This window comes from Paenibacillus flagellatus (assembly GCF_003217775.1).
Classification (GTDB): Bacteria; Bacillota; Bacilli; order Paenibacillales; family NBRC-103111; genus Paenibacillus_AB; species Paenibacillus_AB flagellatus.
Window position 1 is genome coordinate 396947 of sequence record NZ_QJVJ01000003.1, and the last position, 21751, is coordinate 418697.

The 21751-nt window shown below is 59.4% G+C and carries 19 protein-coding genes; 2 read left to right on the forward strand and 17 right to left on the reverse strand.

Annotated elements, in window-relative coordinates:
* Nucleotides 1–21: 21 nt before the first annotated feature.
* The 3 genes from DLM86_RS08300 to DLM86_RS08310 all read right to left on the reverse strand — a co-directional run bounded on the left by DLM86_RS08300 (nt 22) and on the right by DLM86_RS08310 (nt 3975).
* Nucleotides 22–990: an ABC transporter permease gene (locus tag DLM86_RS08300; protein WP_245954427.1), complete on the reverse strand. Its 969-nt coding sequence runs from the start codon at nt 988–990 to the stop codon at nt 22–24.
* Nucleotides 991–1127: 137 nt separating this feature from the next.
* Nucleotides 1128–3443, reverse strand: coding sequence for a helix-turn-helix domain-containing protein (locus DLM86_RS08305; protein WP_158289392.1), 2316 nt, complete (start codon nt 3441–3443; stop codon nt 1128–1130).
* 184 nt (nt 3444–3627) lie between these two features.
* Nucleotides 3628–3975: a winged helix-turn-helix transcriptional regulator gene (locus DLM86_RS08310; RefSeq protein ID WP_110839520.1), complete on the reverse strand. Its 348-nt coding sequence runs from the start codon at nt 3973–3975 to the stop codon at nt 3628–3630.
* A 190-nt stretch (nt 3976–4165) separates the two neighbouring features.
* On the opposite strand from DLM86_RS08310, the gene DLM86_RS08315 reads away from it, so the two are divergent.
* Both DLM86_RS08315 and DLM86_RS08320 read left to right on the forward strand, forming a co-directional pair.
* Nucleotides 4166–4891, forward strand: coding sequence for a MerR family transcriptional regulator (locus DLM86_RS08315; protein WP_110839521.1), 726 nt, complete (start codon nt 4166–4168; stop codon nt 4889–4891).
* Nucleotides 4888–5505, forward strand: a complete 618-nt coding sequence (locus tag DLM86_RS08320; protein WP_110839522.1) for a TVP38/TMEM64 family protein — start codon at nt 4888–4890, stop codon at nt 5503–5505. Before DLM86_RS08315 ends, DLM86_RS08320 begins: the two co-directional genes overlap by 4 nt.
* 4 nt (nt 5506–5509) lie before the next feature.
* On the opposite strand, the gene DLM86_RS08325 is transcribed toward DLM86_RS08320, so the two are convergent.
* From DLM86_RS08325 to DLM86_RS08390, 14 genes are all read right to left on the reverse strand, one after another.
* Nucleotides 5510–6250, reverse strand: a complete 741-nt coding sequence (locus DLM86_RS08325) for a C40 family peptidase (protein WP_245954429.1) — start codon at nt 6248–6250, stop codon at nt 5510–5512.
* Nucleotides 6251–6383: 133 nt separating this feature from the next.
* Nucleotides 6384–7499 carry a Ger(x)C family spore germination protein gene (locus DLM86_RS08330; protein WP_110839523.1) on the reverse strand — a complete coding sequence of 372 codons (1116 nt, stop codon included), beginning with the start codon at nt 7497–7499 and terminating at the stop codon, nt 6384–6386.
* Entirely contained in the window at nt 7480–8577 is a 1098-nt protein-coding gene (locus DLM86_RS08335; RefSeq protein WP_110839524.1) for a GerAB/ArcD/ProY family transporter, read from the reverse strand. The genes DLM86_RS08330 and DLM86_RS08335 overlap by 20 nt, the downstream gene beginning before the upstream one ends.
* Nucleotides 8578–8594: 17 nt before the next feature.
* On the reverse strand, nt 8595–9956 hold the full coding sequence (locus tag DLM86_RS08340; RefSeq protein ID WP_110839525.1) for a spore germination protein: 1362 nt from the start codon (nt 9954–9956) through the stop codon (nt 8595–8597).
* A gap of 176 nt (nt 9957–10132) precedes the next feature.
* Nucleotides 10133–10498 carry an ArsR/SmtB family transcription factor gene (locus DLM86_RS08345; protein ID WP_110839526.1) on the reverse strand — a complete coding sequence of 122 codons (366 nt, stop codon included), beginning with the start codon at nt 10496–10498 and terminating at the stop codon, nt 10133–10135.
* A 236-nt stretch (nt 10499–10734) separates the two neighbouring features.
* A complete protein-coding gene (locus DLM86_RS08350) occupies nt 10735–11637 on the reverse strand; it encodes a dihydrodipicolinate synthase family protein (RefSeq protein ID WP_110839527.1) in 903 nt (300 codons plus the stop codon).
* A gap of 50 nt (nt 11638–11687) precedes the next feature.
* Nucleotides 11688–12605: a ribokinase gene (gene rbsK / locus DLM86_RS08355; RefSeq protein ID WP_110839528.1), complete on the reverse strand. Its 918-nt coding sequence runs from the start codon at nt 12603–12605 to the stop codon at nt 11688–11690.
* Nucleotides 12606–12670: 65 nt separating this feature from the next.
* Nucleotides 12671–13630 (reverse strand): phosphoglycerate dehydrogenase, encoded by a 960-nt coding sequence (locus DLM86_RS08360; RefSeq protein ID WP_110839529.1) that lies wholly within the window; start codon nt 13628–13630, stop codon nt 12671–12673.
* On the reverse strand, nt 13630–14460 hold the full coding sequence (locus tag DLM86_RS08365) for a carbohydrate ABC transporter permease (protein ID WP_110839530.1): 831 nt from the start codon (nt 14458–14460) through the stop codon (nt 13630–13632). The genes DLM86_RS08360 and DLM86_RS08365 overlap by 1 nt, the downstream gene beginning before the upstream one ends.
* A 17-nt stretch (nt 14461–14477) precedes the next feature.
* Nucleotides 14478–15350: a carbohydrate ABC transporter permease gene (locus DLM86_RS08370; protein ID WP_245954431.1), complete on the reverse strand. Its 873-nt coding sequence runs from the start codon at nt 15348–15350 to the stop codon at nt 14478–14480.
* Between the two features lie 70 nt (nt 15351–15420).
* Nucleotides 15421–16758 carry an ABC transporter substrate-binding protein gene (locus DLM86_RS08375; protein WP_110839531.1) on the reverse strand — a complete coding sequence of 446 codons (1338 nt, stop codon included), beginning with the start codon at nt 16756–16758 and terminating at the stop codon, nt 15421–15423.
* Nucleotides 16759–17044: 286 nt separating this feature from the next.
* The gene (locus tag DLM86_RS08380) at nt 17045–18703 is read right to left on the reverse strand and encodes a response regulator (RefSeq protein ID WP_110839532.1); all 1659 of its coding nucleotides are present in this window, start codon (nt 18701–18703) and stop codon (nt 17045–17047) included.
* A gap of 15 nt (nt 18704–18718) precedes the next feature.
* Nucleotides 18719–20407 carry a sensor histidine kinase gene (locus tag DLM86_RS08385; protein ID WP_110839533.1) on the reverse strand — a complete coding sequence of 563 codons (1689 nt, stop codon included), beginning with the start codon at nt 20405–20407 and terminating at the stop codon, nt 18719–18721.
* On the reverse strand, nt 20404–21729 hold the full coding sequence (locus DLM86_RS08390) for an ABC transporter substrate-binding protein (protein ID WP_245954439.1): 1326 nt from the start codon (nt 21727–21729) through the stop codon (nt 20404–20406). The genes DLM86_RS08385 and DLM86_RS08390 overlap by 4 nt, the downstream gene beginning before the upstream one ends.
* Nucleotides 21730–21751: the final 22 nt, after the last annotated feature.

A 21751-nucleotide genomic window follows, 5' to 3' on the forward strand; every position in this document is an offset into this window, starting at 1 on the left:
TCCCTCCTTTCCCGTCCCCCCCTACCATAAGCTCGCCTGCTTCGTCTTTTGGGCGATCTTGTTGACGGCGACGAGAAGGACGAGGTTGACGACGGACTTGAACAGACCGATGGCGGACGAATACGAATAGTTCATCGCCTGCGACGCCAGCCCGACCTTGTACACGTACGTGTCGATCACTTCCGAGGTCCGGATGTTGAGCGGGTTTTGCATGAGCAGCACCTTCTCGAAGCCGACGTCGAGCATATGCCCCGTATTCATGATGAGCATGATGATCGCGATCGGCATAATGCCCGGCAGATCGATATGCCACATCCGTCTCAGCTTCGTCGCCCCGTCGACGACGGCCGCTTCGTGCAGCGACGGGTCGATGGAGGCCAACGCGGCCAAATAAATGATGCAGCCGAAGCCGACGTTTTGCCAAATGCCCGACCAGACGTAGATCGACTTGAAATAGCCGGGTACCCCCATGAAGTTGATCGTTTCGAAGCCGAGCGCCCGCAGCACCGTGTTGACGATGCCGTTGCGAGGGTCGAGCAGCTCGAAGATGATGCCGACCATGACGACGACGGAAATGAAGTAGGGCGCGTACGTAATCATCTGCACCGATTTTTTGAACATCCGGCTTCCGACGTAATTCAAGCCGAGCGCCAGTATAATCGGGAACGGGAAGCTCGCCGCCAAGCTGTACACGCTCAGCACGATCGTATTGCGCATAAGCCGCCAAAAATCGTAGGAATGGAAAAACCTCGCGAAATGTTTGAACCCGACCCATTCGCTTTCCCATATGCCTTTCGTGACCGAATAGTTTTTGAAAGCGATCTGGGCGCCGTACATCGGCGCGTACTTGAACAGGACGATGTACAGGACGGGCAGTGCGATAAGCGCGTACAGGCGCCACGACTTCCTCATGTTCCGCCATGGCGTGGCGGCCCCGGTTTTCCAAACGCCTCGCACGGCGTTGTCCGCTGCTCGTCTGGACGTCTCCAAACGTTCACCTCCCTCCGATTCCACGATAAATCGGCCGGGCGGGCCCGTATAGTGGAAACGTTTCGACTCGATGTGCACCGCTTCATATCGGCGATGTGCAATCGTCCGCGGCATGTGCACCGCTCAAGAATGCGCTTTCAAGAGGGCGGCTGCGGCTGTCGGAATACCGATGCGCTTACCCCGTTGATCCGCTTGAACGCCCGGCAAAACGTATTGGACGAGCTGTAGCCGACCCGCTGCGCGATTTCGTAGACGGGCAAGTCCGTCTTCGCCAGAAGCGCCTTCGCTTCGTTCATCCGCAGCTGCTCCAGGTAGTCGGAGAAGTTGACCCCGGTCTGCTCCTTGAAAAATTGCGACAAGTACCCCTTCGATATGTTCATCCGGTCCGCCACCGAGTCGAGGCACAAATCGGCTTGCGCGAACCGTTCGTGCACGTACGAGACGATATCCTCCAGCAGCTGCACGTTTTGGCTTTTTTTGTGCTCGCCCACGAAGTCGCAAATGCGCCGGTACGTCGTCTCGATCATCCGGTATTGGCGCTCCAAGCTTCCGTACGAGGCGTTCTCGGAGGAAAACGTCTGAACCTGCTCCGCGACGGCCCCGTCGTCCATCGCCAGCTGCGGCAGCAGCTTGACGACCGTCCCCCACATCTCGCTCACGAACAGCCGCAGCATCGGCACCGACAGCCGCCGGTCCTCGAAATTGATTTGATGCAGCTCGCCAAGCAGCGTCTCCACCGCATCCTTCTCCCCCGCCCTGGCCAAATGGCCGAGCCGCATCTCCAGGTCGGCCGGATAGTAATAGCCGCCGTTCTCGACGGGCAGCTCGTCGAAGCGCATCGTGCCGTTGCGGTTGCGCCACGTCAAATATTCGATCACCCGCTTCGCTTCCTCGTACGACCGGGAGACGCCCATCAAGCCGGCGTACGTTCCTCCGATCGCGAACCGCGTCGCGACGTTCAGCTTGGAGCGGATAAGCTCGCTTGCGTCCGGGACGACGTCCGCGATCGGATCGGCTCCCTCCGCCGGACCGTCAGCGTCGAAGGCGAGCAGCAGCGCAATCTGGTCCTCCGCCGTATCGTGCCAATACGCCTGTCCCGGCATCCGCTGGCGCAGCAGCTCCTTCACCATAACGCGCTTGACGTCCAGCTCCTCGAGCGTATCGGCGTCCAAGCCGCCGTCGTAGCCCCGCAATTGAACGATCGAGGCGACGAAGCGGCGCCCTTGCGTATCGATGCCCACGTGGCGCAGAAGCGCGTCCGTATCCGGCGAGGGGACGTACTCCCCTTTCAGCAGCCGCTCGAACAGCGCGGCCTGCAGAAGCGGCGCCTGCTCCTTCAGCTTCTTTTCCAAATCGCGGTTGCTGTCGATCAGGCGCGACACGTTGTCGCGCACGAACCGATACGCGTCCGAGCCGAAATAGCCGTCCCCGTCCGTCCGCTCGACGATCGTGTCGAGGATGCTTTTCCACGGCCGGCTGTTCCGGTAGGCGATCAAGTAAGCGGCGATCAACCCTAGCGCCAAAAAGACGAACGCCATCGTCCACGTCGTCCTCTTGATGTACAGCAGCTTCTCCAGGACGACGGTCGCGGGCTGGGCGACCAAATAAATCCATCCGTTGTACGCGGACGTCGTATACGTGATCATCATGTCGCGCTCGCCGAGCTTCATCATGACCGTGCCCTGCTTGCCGGTCAGCCGGCCGCGGTCGATCCGGTAGGACGTTCCGTCGGGAGAGACGGAGCTGACGATGCTGCCCTCTTCGTCGATAATGTGCGCCCACCCGCCGCCGGATAAATCGAGACTGCCGAGCAGCTTTTCGATTTCCCGGTTGTCCACGGTGACGACGACCGCTCCTTGCGGGTAGCGCGGGTACCCGAGCGATTGGATGTACGTGACGAGCGACCTGCGGGTGCCGTCGACCTCGACGTCTCGGGCGGGCAGCACCTTGCGCTGATGGTACGTCCCGATGACGAGCCGCTTCCAGCTTTCGACGTCGAAGCCTTCGTACCGGAACTTTTCGTAAAATTCGGCGATTCCGTACGTCGAGCTGTCCTTGAAGACGAGCCCGCTGTTTTTGTAGACGACGAACGTGTTGAAGATGAAGTTGTTCGTCAAGTTGAAGTTATAGATGCTTTTGCGCGTTTCCAGCACGCGGTACGTATTCGCCCCGACGAACGGCTCGGTGACGGGCTGGAACTGGATGATTCGGGTGTCCCCCGTCAGCTGAAGCGCGATCGACGCCACCTCGGCGAACCGGCGGTCGAGCACGTCCTTGTTTTGCCTAAGCAAATTCATGTTGCTCGCCGTCAGCTCTTTTTCCATCTCCCGCACCGTTTTCCCGTAAAGGACCCAGCCGACCAGAAGCGGAAGCAGCAAGAACAGCATGTTGGGCGCCAATAGGCGCACAAACACGCGATGGCCGCCCGCCAGGCCACGTTTCGGTTTCCGCATCGTGCATCCCCTCCGTCCGATAGGACCGCTCCGTCGGATCCGCGCTTGCTTCCGTCTGTTCCTATGCCTATTGTGCGGAATGCCGACGCGATAAAACGGTTCTCTTCCCAGCATAGCAAGTTACGGAACGTGCGCCATGCGGCGGGAGATTCGTTTTGTCCGACAAAAAAAGCCGGCCTCTTCGTCAAGAAGATTGGCTGGCTTTATCGGCTTCCGCTTGGCGTCCGCCCCATTTGAGCACCCATTTCTCCATTTCCTTCAGCGCCGTCTGGAAATCGCTGCCCTTCTCGGTCAACGAATACTCCACGGTAACCGGTACGGTCGGAAACACTTCCCGGCGAACGAGCCCGCTCTGCTCCAGGTGGCGCAGCGTATCGGTGAGCGACTGGGTTTTGATGACCGCCACGTTGCGCTGCAGCTGCTTGAACCGCTGCGGCCCTTTTTTCAGCAGCTCGTCGAGGACGAGAAACGCCCACTTGGCGCCGAGAATTTGCAGCACCTCGCAAATGCTGGAGCCCGTATTTTCGCTCATCGCGTCACTTCCTCCCGTTTCAAAATGGGAATCGTCCGGGCGGTCGGCCGACGTTCGACGACAGTCCCTTCCCCCCATACTATGACGTCCGACATTTCGTGTCAATCGGGGAGGCTTGCCGTTCCGTCTTCTTTGACATCGGTTGCGCGTCTTGCTTTAATGGAAATGAACAAAAAGCCGAGGTGGTTCCATGCAAGTACGGCCGATCGACGTCGCCCGAAAACTGAACGTCAGCACGAGCGCGCTCCGGCATTACGAAGAATGGGGCATCGTCCCGCCGATCGAGCGCGCGCCGAACGGATACCGGGTATACACCGAGGAGCATATCGCATATTTCGAATGCATCCGGGCGATGAATACGGGCTACGGCATGACGCTGACGAAGGAAGTGATGCGTCTGCTGCAGCGCAAGGAAGCGGATGCCGCCCTGTGGAAAGTGAACGAGGCGCAAGCCGCTCTCCATCGGGACAAGACGATCGCCGAGAAGACGATCGAAGTGCTGGAGACGAAGCAGCTGGAGGAATTGGACGCCCGAGGCAGACAAAAGTGGATGACGATCGGCGAAGTTTCCGAAGAGACGAACATTCCGGCGTCGGCGATCCGGCATTGGGAGAAGATGGGGCTGCTTACGCTCCCCCGGGACCCGGAGAACGGCTACCGGCGGTTCAACCGGTCGCAGGTCAGGCAAATTTTGATCATCCGCACGCTTCGTTCCGCCGTCTACTCGCTGGACATCATCAAGCGGGTGATCAAGGAGCTGGATCATAACAACGTCGAGCAGGCGAGGAAAATCGCCCGGGATTCGCTCGAATTTTTGAACCGGCTCAACCGGAACCAGCTTCGCGGCGCTCACTACTTGTACCGGCTGTGCCGGCTGCTCCATTTGGTCGACGATCACTGGGAGTTTTACGCATGAAGGGGTGGGCGATCGTCCTCGTATACGCCGCGGCGATAGCCGTCTGCCTGTTCTATCGGACGGAGCTGTCCGACTGGATGCGGCAGTCCCCTTCGATCGTCGTCAGCTTCGCCATTGCGCTGGCGCTTCTGTTGTTCCCCGTGCTGCCCTTCAAAATCGTGATCGGCACGCTCGGTTATATGTACGGGCCGCTGCTCGGCGCCTTCATCAGCTGGACGGCCGCTTCGGTCGCTTCCGTCATCGTCTTCGTCGTCGTCCGCGCGACGCTTCGGGAGCGGGCCGCCGCCTACTTGTCGAAGTTCGGGCAAGCCGAGAGGCTGCGGGTGCTGATGGAGCGCCGTCCGTTCGCGACGATTCTCGCGGCGCGTCTCGTTCCGGTGTTCCCGCAGACGCTCGTCAATATATACCCGGCTTTCCTGTCGATCCGGCTGTCCACCTATGCGGTGGCGTCATCGTTAGGCAAAATCCCCGCCATGCTCGTCTTCGCCTATCTGGGAGACCGGCTGTTCGCCGATCTCCGCAGCGCGATCGCCGTCCTGGCCGTATACGGCGCTTTCCTGGCCGCGACGTACGTCGGCTATCGGCTTTGGGCACGCCGGCATACGCCCGAATGAGCGGCTATTCGAGCACCGAGCCGCCCAATACGAAACGCCATTGCAGATGATTGCCGAACACGTCGTCGATCCGCACCCCGCCCGTCCGTACGGAGGCGGTATGGATCATCTTGCCGTTGCCCAAATAAATGCCGGTATGGCTGATGCGGTCGATCGTTTTCTCCGCTTCGGGATACGATTCCGGATTCGAGCCCCGGTACCCGACGAAAAACAGCAAATCGCCTCGCCGCGCCTGCCCGATGTCCCGGTACGACCGGCCGGAGAACGCTTCGACGTACCTCGCCTGGCTGCGCGAGTCTTTCGGCAGGTCCATGCCGAGTGCGGACAAGAACGCCCAGCGGGTAAAATCCGAGCAATCGAACGTGGACGGATCCGCCCGGTCCGAGCCGTATTCGTACGGCGTGCCGAAATACATCGCGGCCGCCGACACGACGTTTTCCGCATATCCTCCCTGATACGGGGCGATGGCGGGATTCGGGTATGCTTTCACCGGCTCCCCGAGCGCCCTCACTCCGCCCGTCCCGTTCGCCGCCGCGTTCGACGAAGCGAACTCGAGACCCGCGTCGCCTTGGCGCAGCAGCAAATCACCGTTCGTCACCCGCGTATCGACGAGCCGTCTATCGATGCCGTTACCCGCCTGCTGCGCTTCGGATGTCGGCTCCTGTCCGGCGTTTTGCCCGGCGCAGCCGACCAAGGCGAACAATAGGCCGATCGCCGCCGATTTCCTAATGAACCGTCTTCCCAATATAGTCCCCCCTTGGCATGGATGGCGTACGCTACTACTGTTGCCGATCGACGACCGGTCCATTCGGAGAGCGATAAAATAAAATGCGATCGAGCCGGTGACGGGATGACGCAAACACCGCGGGTTCGATCCGTCAATCGATAATGCCGCTTCCACGGAGGGCGACCTTGGCGTTCACGTCGAATTGGACGTCCGGGTAAAGGCTTTGCCACCGGAGCCATTCCTTGCGGTCGGTCCGGTGCATCGCTCGGAAGCGAAGCCCGAAGCCGATCGGGTCGACGTGCGCCTTTTGAAGCGTCGACAGCAGCGAGCGGATGCGGACGGATATTTCCTTCGCGGCCAACGCTTCGAACTTGTCCAAGTCGGTCACTTTCTCCGACGACTGCGTCTCCTCGATCGATCCTTTGACCGTCATGGTTACCGTGACGCGCGGCTTCTCGCTCCGGATGTCCCTCAGCTTGTAATTGACCTTGACCTGGTCGGCCGACAGGAGGACGTATACCCCCTTCTCCTTCACCTTGATATCGACCTTGCCTATATTGTTATAGAAAGCGTTGAATATTTTCGTCTGCTGCGGGTCGAGCTCGAGAACCCAGTTTTTTTTATTGAACACGGCGGTTCGGTTAATCGTCAGCTGATCGCCGCTCCGCTTCTCGATAATGGGCAAAATCGGATCCAGCCCTCTCTCCGTCAGCCGGCGGCGGAAGTCGAACAAATATTCCGACACGACGTAGGCCGTCTCCGTGCCGCTTTGCCCGAAAAACATGAACAGCAGGTTGGACGGCAGCCGCTCCGAAGGAGGTCCCGCCTCCAAAATCGTCATGGCGTCGGGACGGCCGATGCCGACCCACGCAATCATCTGGATATCGCGGCGGCGGATGAACCAATCGAGCAGCGGGCCGGGATCATTCATCTCCCGCATGAGCTTCTCTCCGAGCACGATCGCTTTCGCCTGTCCGAAATCCAGCTCTTTGTCGATTTTCGACTTGATGATCCGCACCGCCTCGGTAATCGAATCCGCTTCCTCGGTGACAATGATGAACTTGTTCGATCCGAACCGCTCCTGGGGCGTCGGAATCGCCAGCTTCAGCTCCACCTTGTACGTTTTGCCGTTCTGCCCTTTGTCCACGCCGATCGTAAAGACGAAAAAGCGTTTGTCGATATCTTTGAACCCGCAGCCCGACGCCGTCGTCACCATCGTTAGCAGCGATGCGGCGAGCAGCAGAACTTTAAGTCGGTTGCGCGGCATGCTTCTTCCTCCTTGCGGCGTAGGCTACGACGAAAACGAGAACGAATTCGGTGAACATGCGGACGACCAGCCAGATCTCCCCGATGTCGAAAAATTGCCGGTAGTCGAGCAGCGAGCCGGCCATGATACCCGCGCTGAAGACGGTCAAGACGACGATGCGCAGCACCCGGTCGGCGGTCTTGCTTTCATTTCGTTCCGACCGAAACACGGCCTTCAGCAAATCGAGGGCGACGTGCCAATGCACGATTACGCTGACGAAGGCCACTTGGCCGTAAAAATAAATGAAAATAAACATGACCCGCTCGACGAAGCCGAGCTCGATTCGCATCGAATCGGACGTGCTCACCCATGCGTAATGGAAATCGCCGACCCCGTCCGCCCCCTGGAACCCGACCGGAACGAACAGCGTCGTAATCGACGTGATCAAGCCGATGATGCAGATCGTCCATAACCATTTCGGCTTGAAGCCGGTAATCGCCTTGTTCAAAACGACGAGCGCGGCGTAGCCGCTGTATATGTAGGTGGCCGCAGCCAAGCTCCCGAGCTTGGGCGGCTCTCCGTAAAACATCGACACGGCCAGCACGGAGTTCCAGTCCATTTGCCGGTTGAAAAACGCCTTGAACAAAATAAACAGCGTAAGCGGCAGCGCCAGCAGAAGAACGATTTCGAGCACGCGCAAAATTTGCGTCGATTTCAGCCCGACGACGAATACCGCGACCCCCAGGTACAGCATGATGACCGTCATGTTCGTGATGTCCGGGTTCAAAAACTTGCGCGTGAAATCGCCGAAGGCGAGCAGCGTCAACCCCCCCGCGGCATATCCGTTCAAGCTGAAAAAAAGAAGCAGCGCCTTGTTGAACGCGCGCGGGAAGCAGCCCTCCATCACATCGGCCAGATCCTGCTTCGGGAAGCGGGCGATCGACTTGACGAACACGGTCAACAGCGTCATGCCGATGGCGAACGCGACGGGCAGCGCCATGACCGAGCCGTCGTACCGGTCGCGGATCAGCAGCCGGGGCACGAACACCAAAACGTTGACAAGCATATTGGTAATGACGAGATAGTAAAAATAACGCACCCCTCCGCCTCCTTCGCTTACCGTTTCGCCCTGCTTCGGGAAGCGGCAGGGGATTCCATGAACAACTTTAAGTACGGCTGGCCGAAGCTTTCCAGACTGGCCAAATGGGAGACGAGCCCGACGAAGCCGACCATGAGGCCCATGATGCCGAACATCGTCGTGACGAGAAGCAGCACGTACTTGGTCAGCCTCATGCCGAACGTCATCGCGGTGATCGGGATGACGAAGTTCGAGATGGCGACGGCCGACACGATGATGATCATGATGTTGCTGATCAGACCGGCTTGCGTAGCCGCCTGTCCCAATATGAGACCGCCGACCGTCGTCGCCGTCGAGCCGATCGACTTCGGCAGCCGGATGCTCGCCTCGGTCAGCATTTCCATCATGAGCAGCATGAACGTGACCTCGAAAAAAGACGGGTACGGCACGGGAGCGCGGCTGCCGGCGATCGACAGCGCAAGCTGGATCCGGAGTATTTCCGGATTGTACGACGTCAAGGCGACGTACAGCGAGGCGAGCGTCAAGCTGAGAATCAATCCGACGTACCGGATCGTGACGATAAACTTGCTTACCCAATACGTCTGGTAGATGTCGTCCATCGCGGACATGAAATCGTAAAAGACCGAAGGGAGCACCAAAACGAACGAGGTGCCGTGCAGCAAAAAGACGATCTTGCCTTGCGACAAGTTGAACACGGTCCGGTCCGGCCTCTCCGTCACGACCATCGTCGGAAACAGCGACCGCTTCCGCTTCGTCAAAAACCGGTGAAGCTGCCCCGCCGCTTGGACGACGTCGGCATCGATTTCGGACAACGCCCGGCGTACGTTTTCCAGCACATGCGGGTCGACGTAGGCCTCGTCGTACACCATCGCAATCGGCGTTTTGGAAAGGTTGCCCACGACGTGCCGTTCGACCGTCAACGTTTCTTGCGGATACCGGTTGCGGATCAAATTGAGATTGACGCCGATATCTTCGGAGAACGCTTTGGTCGGCCCCATCACCGTCGATTCGAAGGTGGAGTCCGGTATACTTTTGTTATCGTTTTTGGGGAAGCCGATCAAATACAGCGTTCCGTCGAGCAGAACGGCCGCGGAGCCGCAGAGCAGCAGCTCGAGCGACTTATCGTCGCTCTCGTAGGCCCGGCAGCCGTTCAGCGCGTTCAAAAAGTTGCCGAACGGTTCCGTCCGGGGCCAATCGTAAAACGGCCGGATCAATTGCGACTGGATCGCTTGCTCGTCGCAAACGCTGCTGATGTACAGAAGCCGAACCGTCTCCCCCGCAAAGGCGAACGACCGGCTCTCGATGTCGTCCGATTCGGGAAGACGGCCGCGCAGCCGTTCGAACGCCCTCGCGGCTTCCGTGTTGTTGTCGGTATTCATGCGTCTCACCTGCGGCACGATGAAAATAGAGGAAGCACGGCTTAGTCTTTCCTCCGCAGGGGGAATTATGCCCGCAAGAATCGTACGTTGGCGCGGAACACAGCCGCCGCATACAAACGCAAAAAGGCCGCACGATCGGCGGCCTTCCTTTGCCGGCACTCGAGAGCGCCCGGGTATTACGAATGCGTCAAATGCTGAAGCGTCTGTACGAAAATTTGCTCGATATGGCTGTCGTCCAACGAATAGTAGACGGTTTTCCCCGCCTTCCGCCGCTTCACGATGCGCATATTGCGCAAATAACGGAGCTGGTGGGAGATGGCGGACTGTCCCATCTCCAGCAGCTCGGACAAATCGTGCACGCACAGCTCCTTGTCGAGCAGCGCGTAAATCAGCCTCACCCGGGTCGGATCGCCGAGCGCCTTGAACACGTCGGCCATGCCGGCGGCGACCGGTTCGGATACCATGTTCCGCTTCAAACTGAGCAGATCGGAATCCGACCCCGTGCAGCTGTCGTCGCAAGTATCTTGGATCAATTTTTCCATGTGATGGCCACCCCCCGGTTTGAACGTAATAACGCTCTACGGATCCATTATACCAAATCGGGGAGGGAATGACGCCGCCGTTTTTGCAGTCGACCGGAGGCGCGCAGGACGGCCGGAAGCCGGTCCCCTACCGCACTGCACTCGCCTGCCCCAATCGGAACGGGCGTGAACGCGAAAAGCCCGGTTTCCCGGGCTTTCCGCTTCCATTCGCGATCGCTGCGCCGGCCGTTCCGGCTTCAGGCGTAGCCGGTCGCCGCGTTCAGCTCGTCCAGCCGCGCTTTCAGCCGGACGATTTCCTCCTGCGGCAAATCGAGCTGCGGCGCCCGCATCCGGCCGGCATCCACGCCTCTCAGCTTGAGCGCTTCCTTGAAATAAGACATGTTGCTGCCGCTTTTCAACGTTTCGCAGTACTTAACGGCGATTTGCTGCAGCCGTCTCGCTTCGTCCAAGTCCTTCGCCCTATAAGCGTCGTACACCGCGACGAACGGCTCGGGGTAGACGCACGAGACGCCGGAGATGACGCCGTCGCAGCCCATCGCGAGCGCGGCCAGGAACAGCCGGTCCGAGCCTTGCATAACCGAGAAGTCGCCGCCCTTGATGTTCAAATATTCGTTCGTCCGCAAAAAATCGGGGAAGCTGTACTTGATGCCGACGACGTTGCGGCAGCGCTCGGCGACCCGCTCCGCCACGTCGGTTTTCAAGTCGTTGGCCGCGCATTGCGGAATGTTGTACAGATAGACGGGGAACTGCTCGGATACGCTGTTCGCCACCGTGACGAAGTAATGCTCCAGCTCCCGGTCGTTCGCGCCGAAAAAGACCGGCGTCACGACGCCGATGCCGTCCGCGCCGATCGACTCGGCGTGCTTCGCCAGCTCGATCGTCTCGTCCTGCGTAACCGCGCCGACGTGAATGAAAACGGTCACCCGACCGGCCGCCTGGCGGACGACCGTCTCCGCGACCTTCTTGCGCTCCGCGACGGACAGCCGGAGCATCTCGCCGGTCGTGCCGAGCGGGTACAGGCAATGGACGCCTTTGGAAATGAGAAACTCCGTCAGCTTCTCCACTTTGCCGTAATTTACGCTGCCGTCCTCGTCGAACGGGGTGACCATCGCGGTCGTAACGCCGTACAATTGTTTCATGACAAGTCCTCTTTTCGAATGGATTGTGTATGCGGAATCGGAATGCACGATCAGGACGAAGCGGCGAAGGCGGCGACTTCCACCATCGTCGGCAGCGAGCTTTGCGCGCCCGCTCTCGTCACGGTGACGGCCGCCGTCCGCTGCGCCAGCCGGATCGCCTCGCCCGCGTCCCCCGACGCGATATAGCCGGCGACGAAGCCGCCGATGAAGCTGTCGCCGGCGGCGGTCGTGTCAACCGCCCGCACCCGGTGGGCCGGGTACGTCCGGCTGCCGTTGCGGTCGGCGTAGTAGCAGCCGTTCTCGCCCAACGTCACGATAACGGCTCCCGCTCCTTTGCCGAGCAGCTCCTTCGTCGTTTCGGACAGCGAAGCTTCGTCGATCCGTTCGACGCCAGCCATCGTCTGAAGCTCGTGCTCGTTCGGAATAAGGAAGTCGACGTAGCGGAGCGTATCGTCGCTTAAAGGCGCGACCGGAGCCGGATTCAGCACCGTCGTCTTGCCGAGGCGCTTGGCGAGCCGAAGCGCGTACTCCACCGTGGCGATCGGCACTTCGAGCTGAAGCACGACCACGTCGCACTGCTCGATGACGTCGAGCCGGCGATCGATATCGTCCGGCGTCAGCTCGGCGTTCGCGCCCGGTACGACGACGATATGATTGCGCCCCGCCGCGTCGACGGTAATGACCGCGATCCCCGTCGGCCGCGTACCGGTGTCGACCGGGCCGGCGTCGACGCCCGCCTGCCGCAGCGAATCGCCAAGGGCCGCGCCGAACGCGTCCGGCCCGACTTTGCCGATCATGGCGACGGGCGTTCCCAGCTTGGCGACGGCCACCGCCTGATTGGCCCCTTTGCCGCCCGGTATTTCCGACATGCCGCTGCCGAGCAGCGTTTCGCCCTCCCCGGGAAGCTTATTCACCTTGACGACGATGTCCATGTTCAAACTTCCTATGACCGCAACTTTCGGTTTCATCGGCGACTGCCACCTTCCTCTGCAAACTTCGAGCCTCGCTTACCGGTCGGCGTGACCGCCGCGCTTTACAGCAAGTTGTCCGGTTGTTTCCCGGCGAACGCGTCGAGCAGCGCTTGCGCCGTAACCAGGCCGACGCGCCGGTACGTTTCGGCCGTTTCCGCCGCCGTATGCGGCGTCGTAATGAGATTGTCGAGACGGAACAGCGGATTGTCCGCCGACACCGGCTCCTGCTCGTACACGTCGATCGCGGCACCCGCGATCGTCCCGGATTCGAGAGCGCGATACAGCGCCTCCTCGTCCACGAGAGCTCCCCGCGCCGTGTTGACGAAATGGGCGGTCGGCTTCATCGCCGCGAACTGCGCGTCGCTCATCATGCGGCGCGTCTCCTTCAAGCTCGGCAAGTGCATGCTGACGACGTCGCCGCGCTTCAGCACGTCGTCGCATTCGACCAGCTCGACGCCGAGCTCCTCCGCTTTCGCGGGATTCGGATATTTATCGTACGCGATCAGCTTCACGTCGAAGCCTTGCAGCTTCTTCGCGACCATCTGGGCGATGTTGCCGAAGCCGAGCAGGCCGACCGTCTTCCCCGCAAGCTCCTCGCCGACGCGGCGGTCCCAATAACCCCGTCTCGCCGACTGATGCAGGGCGGGAATGCTGCGGATGGACGACAGGATGAGACCGACCGTCAATTCCGCGACGGCGTTGGCGTTGCCTCCCGGCACGTTGGTTACCTTGATCCCGTATTCGCGCGCCTTCGGCAAATCGATGTTGTCGACGCCTACGCCGAACCGGGCGATCGCCTTCAGCTTCGGGGCGAGCTTGAACACCGCCTCGTCCCACGTGTCGACGCCGGCTACGACGCCGTCGATGTCGCCCACGAGCGGGACGAGCTCCTCGAACGTATGCGGACGCCCGACCCGGTTTTCGATAATTTCGCAGCCATTCTCCTCCAGCAGCCGTTTCGCTTCCGCGCACAGCAGCGAATAGTTCGTCGCCGTGACGAGCACTTTTCTCGTTGCGCCCATTATTTGACTCCTCCTACGGTCATGCCGCTGACCATATATTTCGAAGTGAACAGATACATGATGACGACCGGTATGGACGCGAGGATCGAGCCGCCCATGAGCGGTCCCCAGGCGAAGACGTCGCCCACGATCATGTCCGACAGGCCGAGCGTCAACGTCTTGTCCGTTCCTTTCGTGACGATGACGAGCGCGTACAAATATTCGCTCCAGCACAGAGTGAAGGCGAAGATGAACGTCGCCGCCACGCCAGGCGCCGCCAGCGGGAATATGATGTTCAGCATCGTCCGCGCGCGGCTGCAGCCGTCGATCATCGCCGCCTCCTCGATTTCGACCGGAATCGATTTGAAATACGAGATGAGCATCCAGGTCGCGTACGGAATCGTAATCGTCGGATAGACGAGCATAAGGCCGTATACCGAGTTGCCGACGCCCAGCGCGGTGACGAGCATGTACAGCGGGATGAACAGTACGGCGCGGGGCATCAGATACGCATACAAAATGCCGCGCGAGATGACGCTTCTGCCGCGAAACTTCAGCTTCGCGATCGCATACGCCGCCAGCATGCTGACCGCGATCGACACGAGCGACACGAGCAGCGAGACGAGCAGGCTGTTCTTGATATTGACGAGGAAATGTTTCTCCGTAATCAGCTTCTCGTAAGCGGACCACGTGAAGTGCTTCGGCCAAAACGACGGCGTCATGTTATAAATTTCGCCCTGCGACTTGAACGACGTATTGAACATCCAATACAAGGGGAACAAGGCGAATATAAGCAGGATGACCAGAGTGGCGTAGACGACGATCCGATTGGCGATCGATTTATGCTCCATGCGTCATTTCCACCCCTTTACTCGTTCGACGAAAGCGAACGCTTCGTGACGAAGTTGATCAGCATGATCAACGGAGGCATCGTCAAAATCGCGATGGCGATCGCTTTCCCGAGACTCATATTCAAAAACCCGATCGTATAGCTGAGCGTGGACAGCACCTGCGTGCCGTTCGACGGCCCGCCTCGCGTCAACAGCCAAATGATCTCGAAATCGTTCAACGTCCAAATCGTCGTCATGACGGCGGCGAGAACGGTCACTTCCTTGACCGAAGGCAGCGTCATGTATAGAAACCGTTTGACCGGACCGGCGCCGTCCAGCATCGCCGCTTCGTACATCTCTTTGGACAGCGTCTGCAAGCCCGCGAGAATGGCGATGCCCATGAACGGAATACCGCGCCAAACATTGACGAGAATGACCGAGAACATCGCGAGCTCGGGCGTCGCCAGCCAGCCTACGGGCTGGGACACCAGTCCGGCTTTGAGCAGCAGGAAGTTCAGCACGCCGCCTACATCGGAGTATATCCATTGCCAGGTGAAGACGGAGACGATCGTCGGAATCGTCCACGGCAGGAACAGCAGGACGCGAAACAGGTTGCGGCATACGATTTTCTCGTTCAGGACGAGCGCCATGACCATGCCGAACACCGTCTTGCCGATCACCGCTACGAGCGTAAAGACGAGCGTATTCCACGCCGCCTTCCAGAACAGCGAATCTTTCATCAGCTCGATATAGTTGCCGAGCCCGATAAATTTGGCGGGCACGCCCACCACCTTGTTCGTGAAGCTCAAGTAAATGGCCCATCCGAAAGGCAATACCATAACCGCAAGCAAGTAAATCAGTACGGGACTCATCAGCGCGTAGGCCAGTCTGTTGTCCGTATTCGTTCTCAAGATTATCCCGCCTAACTGTAAGGCTGCGGGGCGACGGCGCGAACGTCGTCATCCCGCAGCCGAGATTGGATTATTGCTTTTTGTACACTTCTTCGATTTTCGTCTGCAAATCTTTGATCGCCGCTTCCGGCGTATAATTCGTCTCGAGCAGAAGCTTTTGGAACGTGTCGTTGACGATGCGGAGGTTGAACACTTCGCCAGCCTTCGGGTTATATTCGCCCGGATAGCCGAGGAAGTAGAACCCTTTGACCGAGTCGACGAACGCTTTGTTCTTCTCGTCCTGCCATACCGGCTCGCTCGCCAGCTTCCCGTATACCGGTCCGGTAAGCGGAGCGCCCTTCTCGATCCACGTCTTGTACCAATCGGTCGTCAGCATGTATTCGACGAACTTTTTGGCCAGCTCTTTGTTTTTCGAATCTTTGAAAATGCCGAGATTGTTGCTGATGCCCGGAATGAACGTTCCTTTCGGTCCGGCCGGATAAGGCGCGATGCCCGTCTTCTCGTACAGGTCCGGGTTATCCTTCTTGATCGTGCTGAGCGTGCTGCCGACATTGAAAATCATCGCCGCCTGGCCGCTCAAATACGCCTTGTTGTTGCCGCTGTCGTCCCAGCCGAGCGCGCTTGGCGGCGTGCTCTTGTCGGTGAGGAAGATGTCGCGGATGAACTTCGTCGCTTCGACCGTTTCCGGCGAGTTGGCGATGACCGTCTTGCCGTCCTTCGTGTCGACCGAACCGCCGTACGACCAGATGATGCCGCGGGTCAAAAACTCGGCGTCGGAGTTGCCTTTGCCGTAGCCCAAGCCCGCGCCGTATACGCCTTTGCTCGGATCGGTGAGCGCCTTCGCCATTTTGCGGAACTCGTCCCACGTTTTCGGCGGAGCGTCGAAGCCCGCGTTTTTCAGCAAATCCTTGCGGTAGTACAGCACCTGCGATTCGGTCCAGAACGGAATGGCGTACTGCTTGCCTTGGAACGTGATCGCCTTCTTCATGCTGTCCTGCATGTCGCCGTTCGTACCCTCGATCTTCTTGACGACGTCGCTGACGTCCTCGAGCACGTCTTTGGCGTAAAACTGTCCGACTTCCTGGTACCCGAAGAACGAAACGTCCGGGACGTTTTTCGAGACGATCGCGGCGGACCATTTCGGATAAAAGTCTTCATAGGCGATCAATTCGACGTTCACGTTTACGTTGTTATCGACGCCGAACTGCTTGGCCCGGTCTTGAATGAGCTTGTTCTGATCTTCGAACAGCTGCTTCTTCATCCAGAACGTCAAGGTCGGCTTCTCGCCGGAGGCGGTTCCCCCGGTATTGCCGGATGTGGCGTCCGTGCCCGAGGATGCGCTGCCGCATCCCGCGACGAGCGCGGTCAACAGCGTGGCGGCGACGGTTTGTTTGATCCAAGGTTTCATGCGGATTGACCTCCCGTTTTCTCGTTTTGTTTCTGACGTAAATTGTCGAATATTATTCCTTCGGTGACGCTCTTCCCGGGAAGGTGTTGGCCTTCTGTCCTTATAGTAAAGCGATTTCCCGTCCGTGAAAATGACAACAATTTAACCTCGATGATACATTATTAGCATGTTGCTTTGGACCCATGTCGGGCAGCCGTCCAAGCCCAAAACCCCCATCGCGGATCGAAGGGGGTTTCGCGTTATCTGAACATGGCGAGCGGAGCATCGGCCAAGGAGACGCAACGGATCAGCTTCCGCTTTCGAGCTTCAGCCGATACTCCTGCGGGGTGACCGAATAATACTTTTTGAACACCTTGATGAAATAGTTCGGATTTTGATAGCCGAGCTTGAGCGACACCTCGTAGTTTTTGAGCGACGGATCGGCGAGCAGCGACGCGGCCAGCTCCATCTTCAGCCGGAGCACGTAATCGCTGATGTTCTCGCCCGTCTCCAGCTTGTAGATGCGCGAGACGTGAACCGGGTGCATGTACATGTGGTCGGCGATCGCCTGCAGCGACACGTCCTCGACCAAATGCTGCTGCACGAACGATTGAATGCGCCGGACGGCGCTTTCGCGGTCGTTTCTCGTCTCGTTCTCCATGCATTGCTGGAGCAGCGCGAACGATTGGAACATCCATTGCCGGAGAGATGCGGCGGACCGGCACGGCGTCAGCCCGGTGACGTCGGCCAGCAGCGGACCGATCATGTCGGCGAGCTGGCGTCCGTTTTTATGCGCGAACGAGCTGTACGAGGCGTACACGGAGAAAAACAGCTCCATGACGTGCTCCTGCGATTCCGCCCATTTCTCGTTCAGCTCGTCCCAAATTCCTTCCAGCTTGTCCTGCGTCCGTTCCCAATCGCCCGATTCCAGCAAATGGACGAGCAGCGGCGGCTCGTACAGACGCTGCAGCGAATGGACGGGCATTCGTTCGGTTTCCTCGGAAACGTAGACGAGCAGTCCGCTTTGGTTGCCGATACTGCGGCGAAGCGACAGCAGGCAGTCCTCGTACAGCGGCTTCACGTCTTGCGGAAACGTTCCCCACCGGCCGATCAGAACCGACACGCTTCCCTTCAAATACCGGTTTACGTTCAATTGCAGCTGGGAAGCGAGAAACCGAATCCGGCTTTCGGTCGATTCCCCGCCGCGGTCCGTCTCCGCGCCCCCGTCGTCGTCCGATCGCCCGTCGGCCGCCGTCACGAGAAACGCCAAATAGCCGTGAATGTCTTTGCACGACCATAGCCGAAATTCGTCCTCGAACAGCTCCTCGGCCATGTTCGCGACCGCGTATTCCATGAGCGACAGGCTGTAAAAATCGAGCTCGGCGAAACGCTCCTCCAGCCGGACGAGCATGAGCGCGAACCGCTCTCCTTCTTTTATTTCGACTTTGAGCGACTCCAGCTTTTGCGCCAGACGTTGGGGAGAGACGACCGTTCCTTGGAGCAAATCGCCGAGCAGCTCGCCTCTCAGCTTCGGCAAATGCTCCTGAAACGCCTTCACGACGCGCTGGTACGTCATGCGCTCGTCCGTTTCGCGGCGCAGGGCGTCGACGAGGCCGGCGACCTTGGCCAGAACGTCCTCGTCGCTGATCGGCTTGAGCAAATATTCGTGCGCTTCGTGGCGGATCGCTTGCTGGGCGTAGGCGAACTCCGCGTGCCCCGACAGCAGGATGCACTTCATCCGCTTCCAGTCCCGGCGCACGTGCGCGAGCAGCTCCAGCCCGTTCATGCCCGGCATCCGGATGTCGGTCATGAGAATATCGATCGAGTTCATCCGCATGATGTCAAGCGCTTCCGGCGCCGAATAGGCTTTGAATACGGCGGTTATGCCGATGTCGGCCCACGGCAGCGTGTCGGCCAAGCTGTCGACGACGCCCGCTTCGTCATCCACGATAAGCAATTGAAACATGGGCCTTCCCTCCTCCTAACCGGACTTCGATTCCCATACGAGCTCTACCCGTAAGCCGTTCAGCGGCGACGGGGAAAAGACGAGACCCGACCTGCCTCCGAACAGGTGCTGCAGCCGCTGGTGCGTGTTCCACAGCCCGAAGGAATTTCCTTCGAGCGGCATCGCTACTTTGCGCTGCAAGGCGGCGATCCGCTCCGGATCGAGCCCGGGACCGTTGTCGTCGACGATGATGCGGTTCAGTCCGTCCGACTGCTCGCCGTGTATCCGGATGATTCCGAAATGCGTGCTGTTCTCCACGCCGTGCAGGACGGCGTTTTCGACGAGCGGTTGAATGAGCAGCCGCGGAATGTCCAGCCCCATCATCGCCTCGGGAATCTCGATTTCGTAATGAAAGCGCTGAATGCGCAACGACTGGATCGTCAAGTAGTTTTCGATCAGGCGGATTTCCTCCGCCACCGAGGCCATCGTCTGCTCCAGCCGCGTCGAATACCGGTAATATTCGCCCAAATTGAGCGCCATCGCGACAACCGCCTCCTTGTCGCCCAAATTCGCCATGCTCTTGATATAGAACAGGCAATTGTACAAGAAGTGCGGATTGATTTGGGATTGCAGCTGCTTCAAGGTCGCTTCCTTGGAACGGAGCGTCTCCTCGTACACCTGCTCGATCAGCTCCTGGATTTGCGCCGACATTTCGTTGAAGCTTTCGAACAAATAATCGAACTCGTTGTTCGATTGGCGCTTCAGCCTCGACGAATATTGGCCGTCCTTGATTCGTTGGACGCCGCGGATCAGCTGCTGGATCGGGCGCTGCACATTCCGGTACAGAAGCAGCGTGACGAGGACGCTGAGCGCCATGAGCAGGCAGATCGACGCGTAAAACCAGTTGCGGCTCGTCACGATCGGCGCGAATACGCTTTCCACCGGTACGGCGTCGATCAAATACCAGCCCAAGCTTTCCGAGCGGATATAGTTGACGATATACGCCTCCGAATCCAGCGACACGGTCACGCTGCCGCTGTGAGCCAGCTTCGTGCCGTTCAGCCGCTCGGCGACCCGGCCGACCAGCGTCTGGTCCGCCGTATAATTCACGATCGGCTCGGTTCCGGCTTGATACAGGAACGGCTCGTGCCGCCCGCCCTGTTTCAGCAGGTTGAGCATATTCCGGATGTTGTCGTCGGTAAACCGCACCTCGACGAGCAGATCGGGCCGGTCGCCCTCCTTGATCCGCGAGAAAAACGTCTGGCTGATGCCGTACGTGATCGCACTCCGATGCATCCACTTCCGCATCTCGGGATCGCGAATGTAGCTTTCGTCGTATTGGACGGAATAGTCCGTCGACAATATTTCTTTGGAATCGAGCAAATATAAAATGATTTGGTTGTTCCAAGGGCTCGTGGCGATTTGCATATTGAGCATTTCGACGATTCGCTGGCGCCGCTGAAGCTGGACGAGCGGCTTGTCCGTATGGCGGCCCTCCAAATATTCCTTGATGCTGTAATCCCGGCTGGCCGTCACCGAATATTTCGTCAGCTGATCGATCATGATTTCCATCTGGCTCATGAAGAAGGAAAGCCGGTTCCGGTTCCCCTCCTCCAGCGTATCGCGGACGACGTTGACGCTCGTCTGATTGGAATACCCGTACAGCAGGATGATCGGCACGAGCAACGACACGACGAGCAAAATCACTTTCCCGAACGTGTTCATCGGCTTTTCTCCCGGTCGAGCAGCGCTTGGAATTCTTGGTTCGCCTTGTCCGCCGCTTCGCCGACATCTTCGTCGAGCAGCCCGCGGACGACGACTTCGCCTACGATGTCCCGGGCTTCGCCGACATTGATCAGCTGCGGCCGGTCATGCCCGACGCCGACTCTCATCGATTCCGTCACGGCGTCGATGTAATCCTGCGGGAAGCCCGATACGCCCTGCGGGTCGTCCCAGACCGACCGGCGCGCGCCGGGGTTGCCGAGCATCTGCGAACGCATGACGACGTCCTTGCTCGTAGCCCACCGGATAAACGTCCATGCGTCGTCCTTGTTCGTCGATCCCGCGTTCATCGCCAGCGCCCAGGCGGTGATGTTGTACGGCTTGGCGCCGGCCGATCCCGCAGGGAACATCGCCAGACCGACGCGGTCGGCAATCGACGAGCGGTCCGAGCCGATCGCGATCGTATAAATGGCGCTGGCATCCGTATACAGCGCCGCTTTTCCTTGGGCGAACAAGCCCGCGGCTTGCTGCCACCCCATATTGAAAACGCCCGGTGGACCGTATTGCTTCAGCAGCGACACGTAGCGCTTCATCCCCCGAACCGATTCCGGCGTGTTGATCGTCGCCCTGCCCCCTTGCTGGAAGCCGCCTCCTTCCGAATAGAGGAAGGACGAGAGCTGCGTAACCAAGGCGTTCCGCTGCCCGCGGGCCACGTAGCCGTATACGCCGCCGCCGGGATCGTGAAGCGCCCGGGCCGCCGTCTCCAGCTCGTCCAGCGTCCGGGGGACGGACAGACCTGCTTTTGCCAGCAAGTCTTTGCGGTAGTACAAAATTTGCTGCTCGGTCGAAAGCGGTATCGCGGACAGCGTGCCTTCCGCCTTCACCGTTTCGACGGCCGATTCCGAAAAATCGGCGAAATCGTAGTCCGCATCGCTAGCGACCCGATCGTCCAACGGCTGCAGCCAGCCGCTTCGATGAAACCGGTTCAGCTCTTCGAGCGGACGGATCATGAAGACGTCCGGGCTTTTGCTCCCCGCCGCAAGCGTAACCGACAGCTTTTGGCTGAGCTGTTCGTTCGTGAAGCTCGTCAAGTCCACCTTCAAGCCGGTCGACGCTTCGAATTCCGGCAGCAGCGATCGGATCGCGTTCGCCGCCGGGCTGTTCCCCATATATACGGTAAGGCTGGGCCGCACGAACGTTTCTCCGTCCTTGCCGACGTTCGGGTCGGTGTCGCTTCGTCCGTTCGTGCCGCAGCCGGTTAGAGCGGCGGCCAAAAGTATCGCGCCGACAGACCGCGCTGCCGATCGGAATCGTCTCGTCATCATCGTTGTACTCCTCGCTGAATGC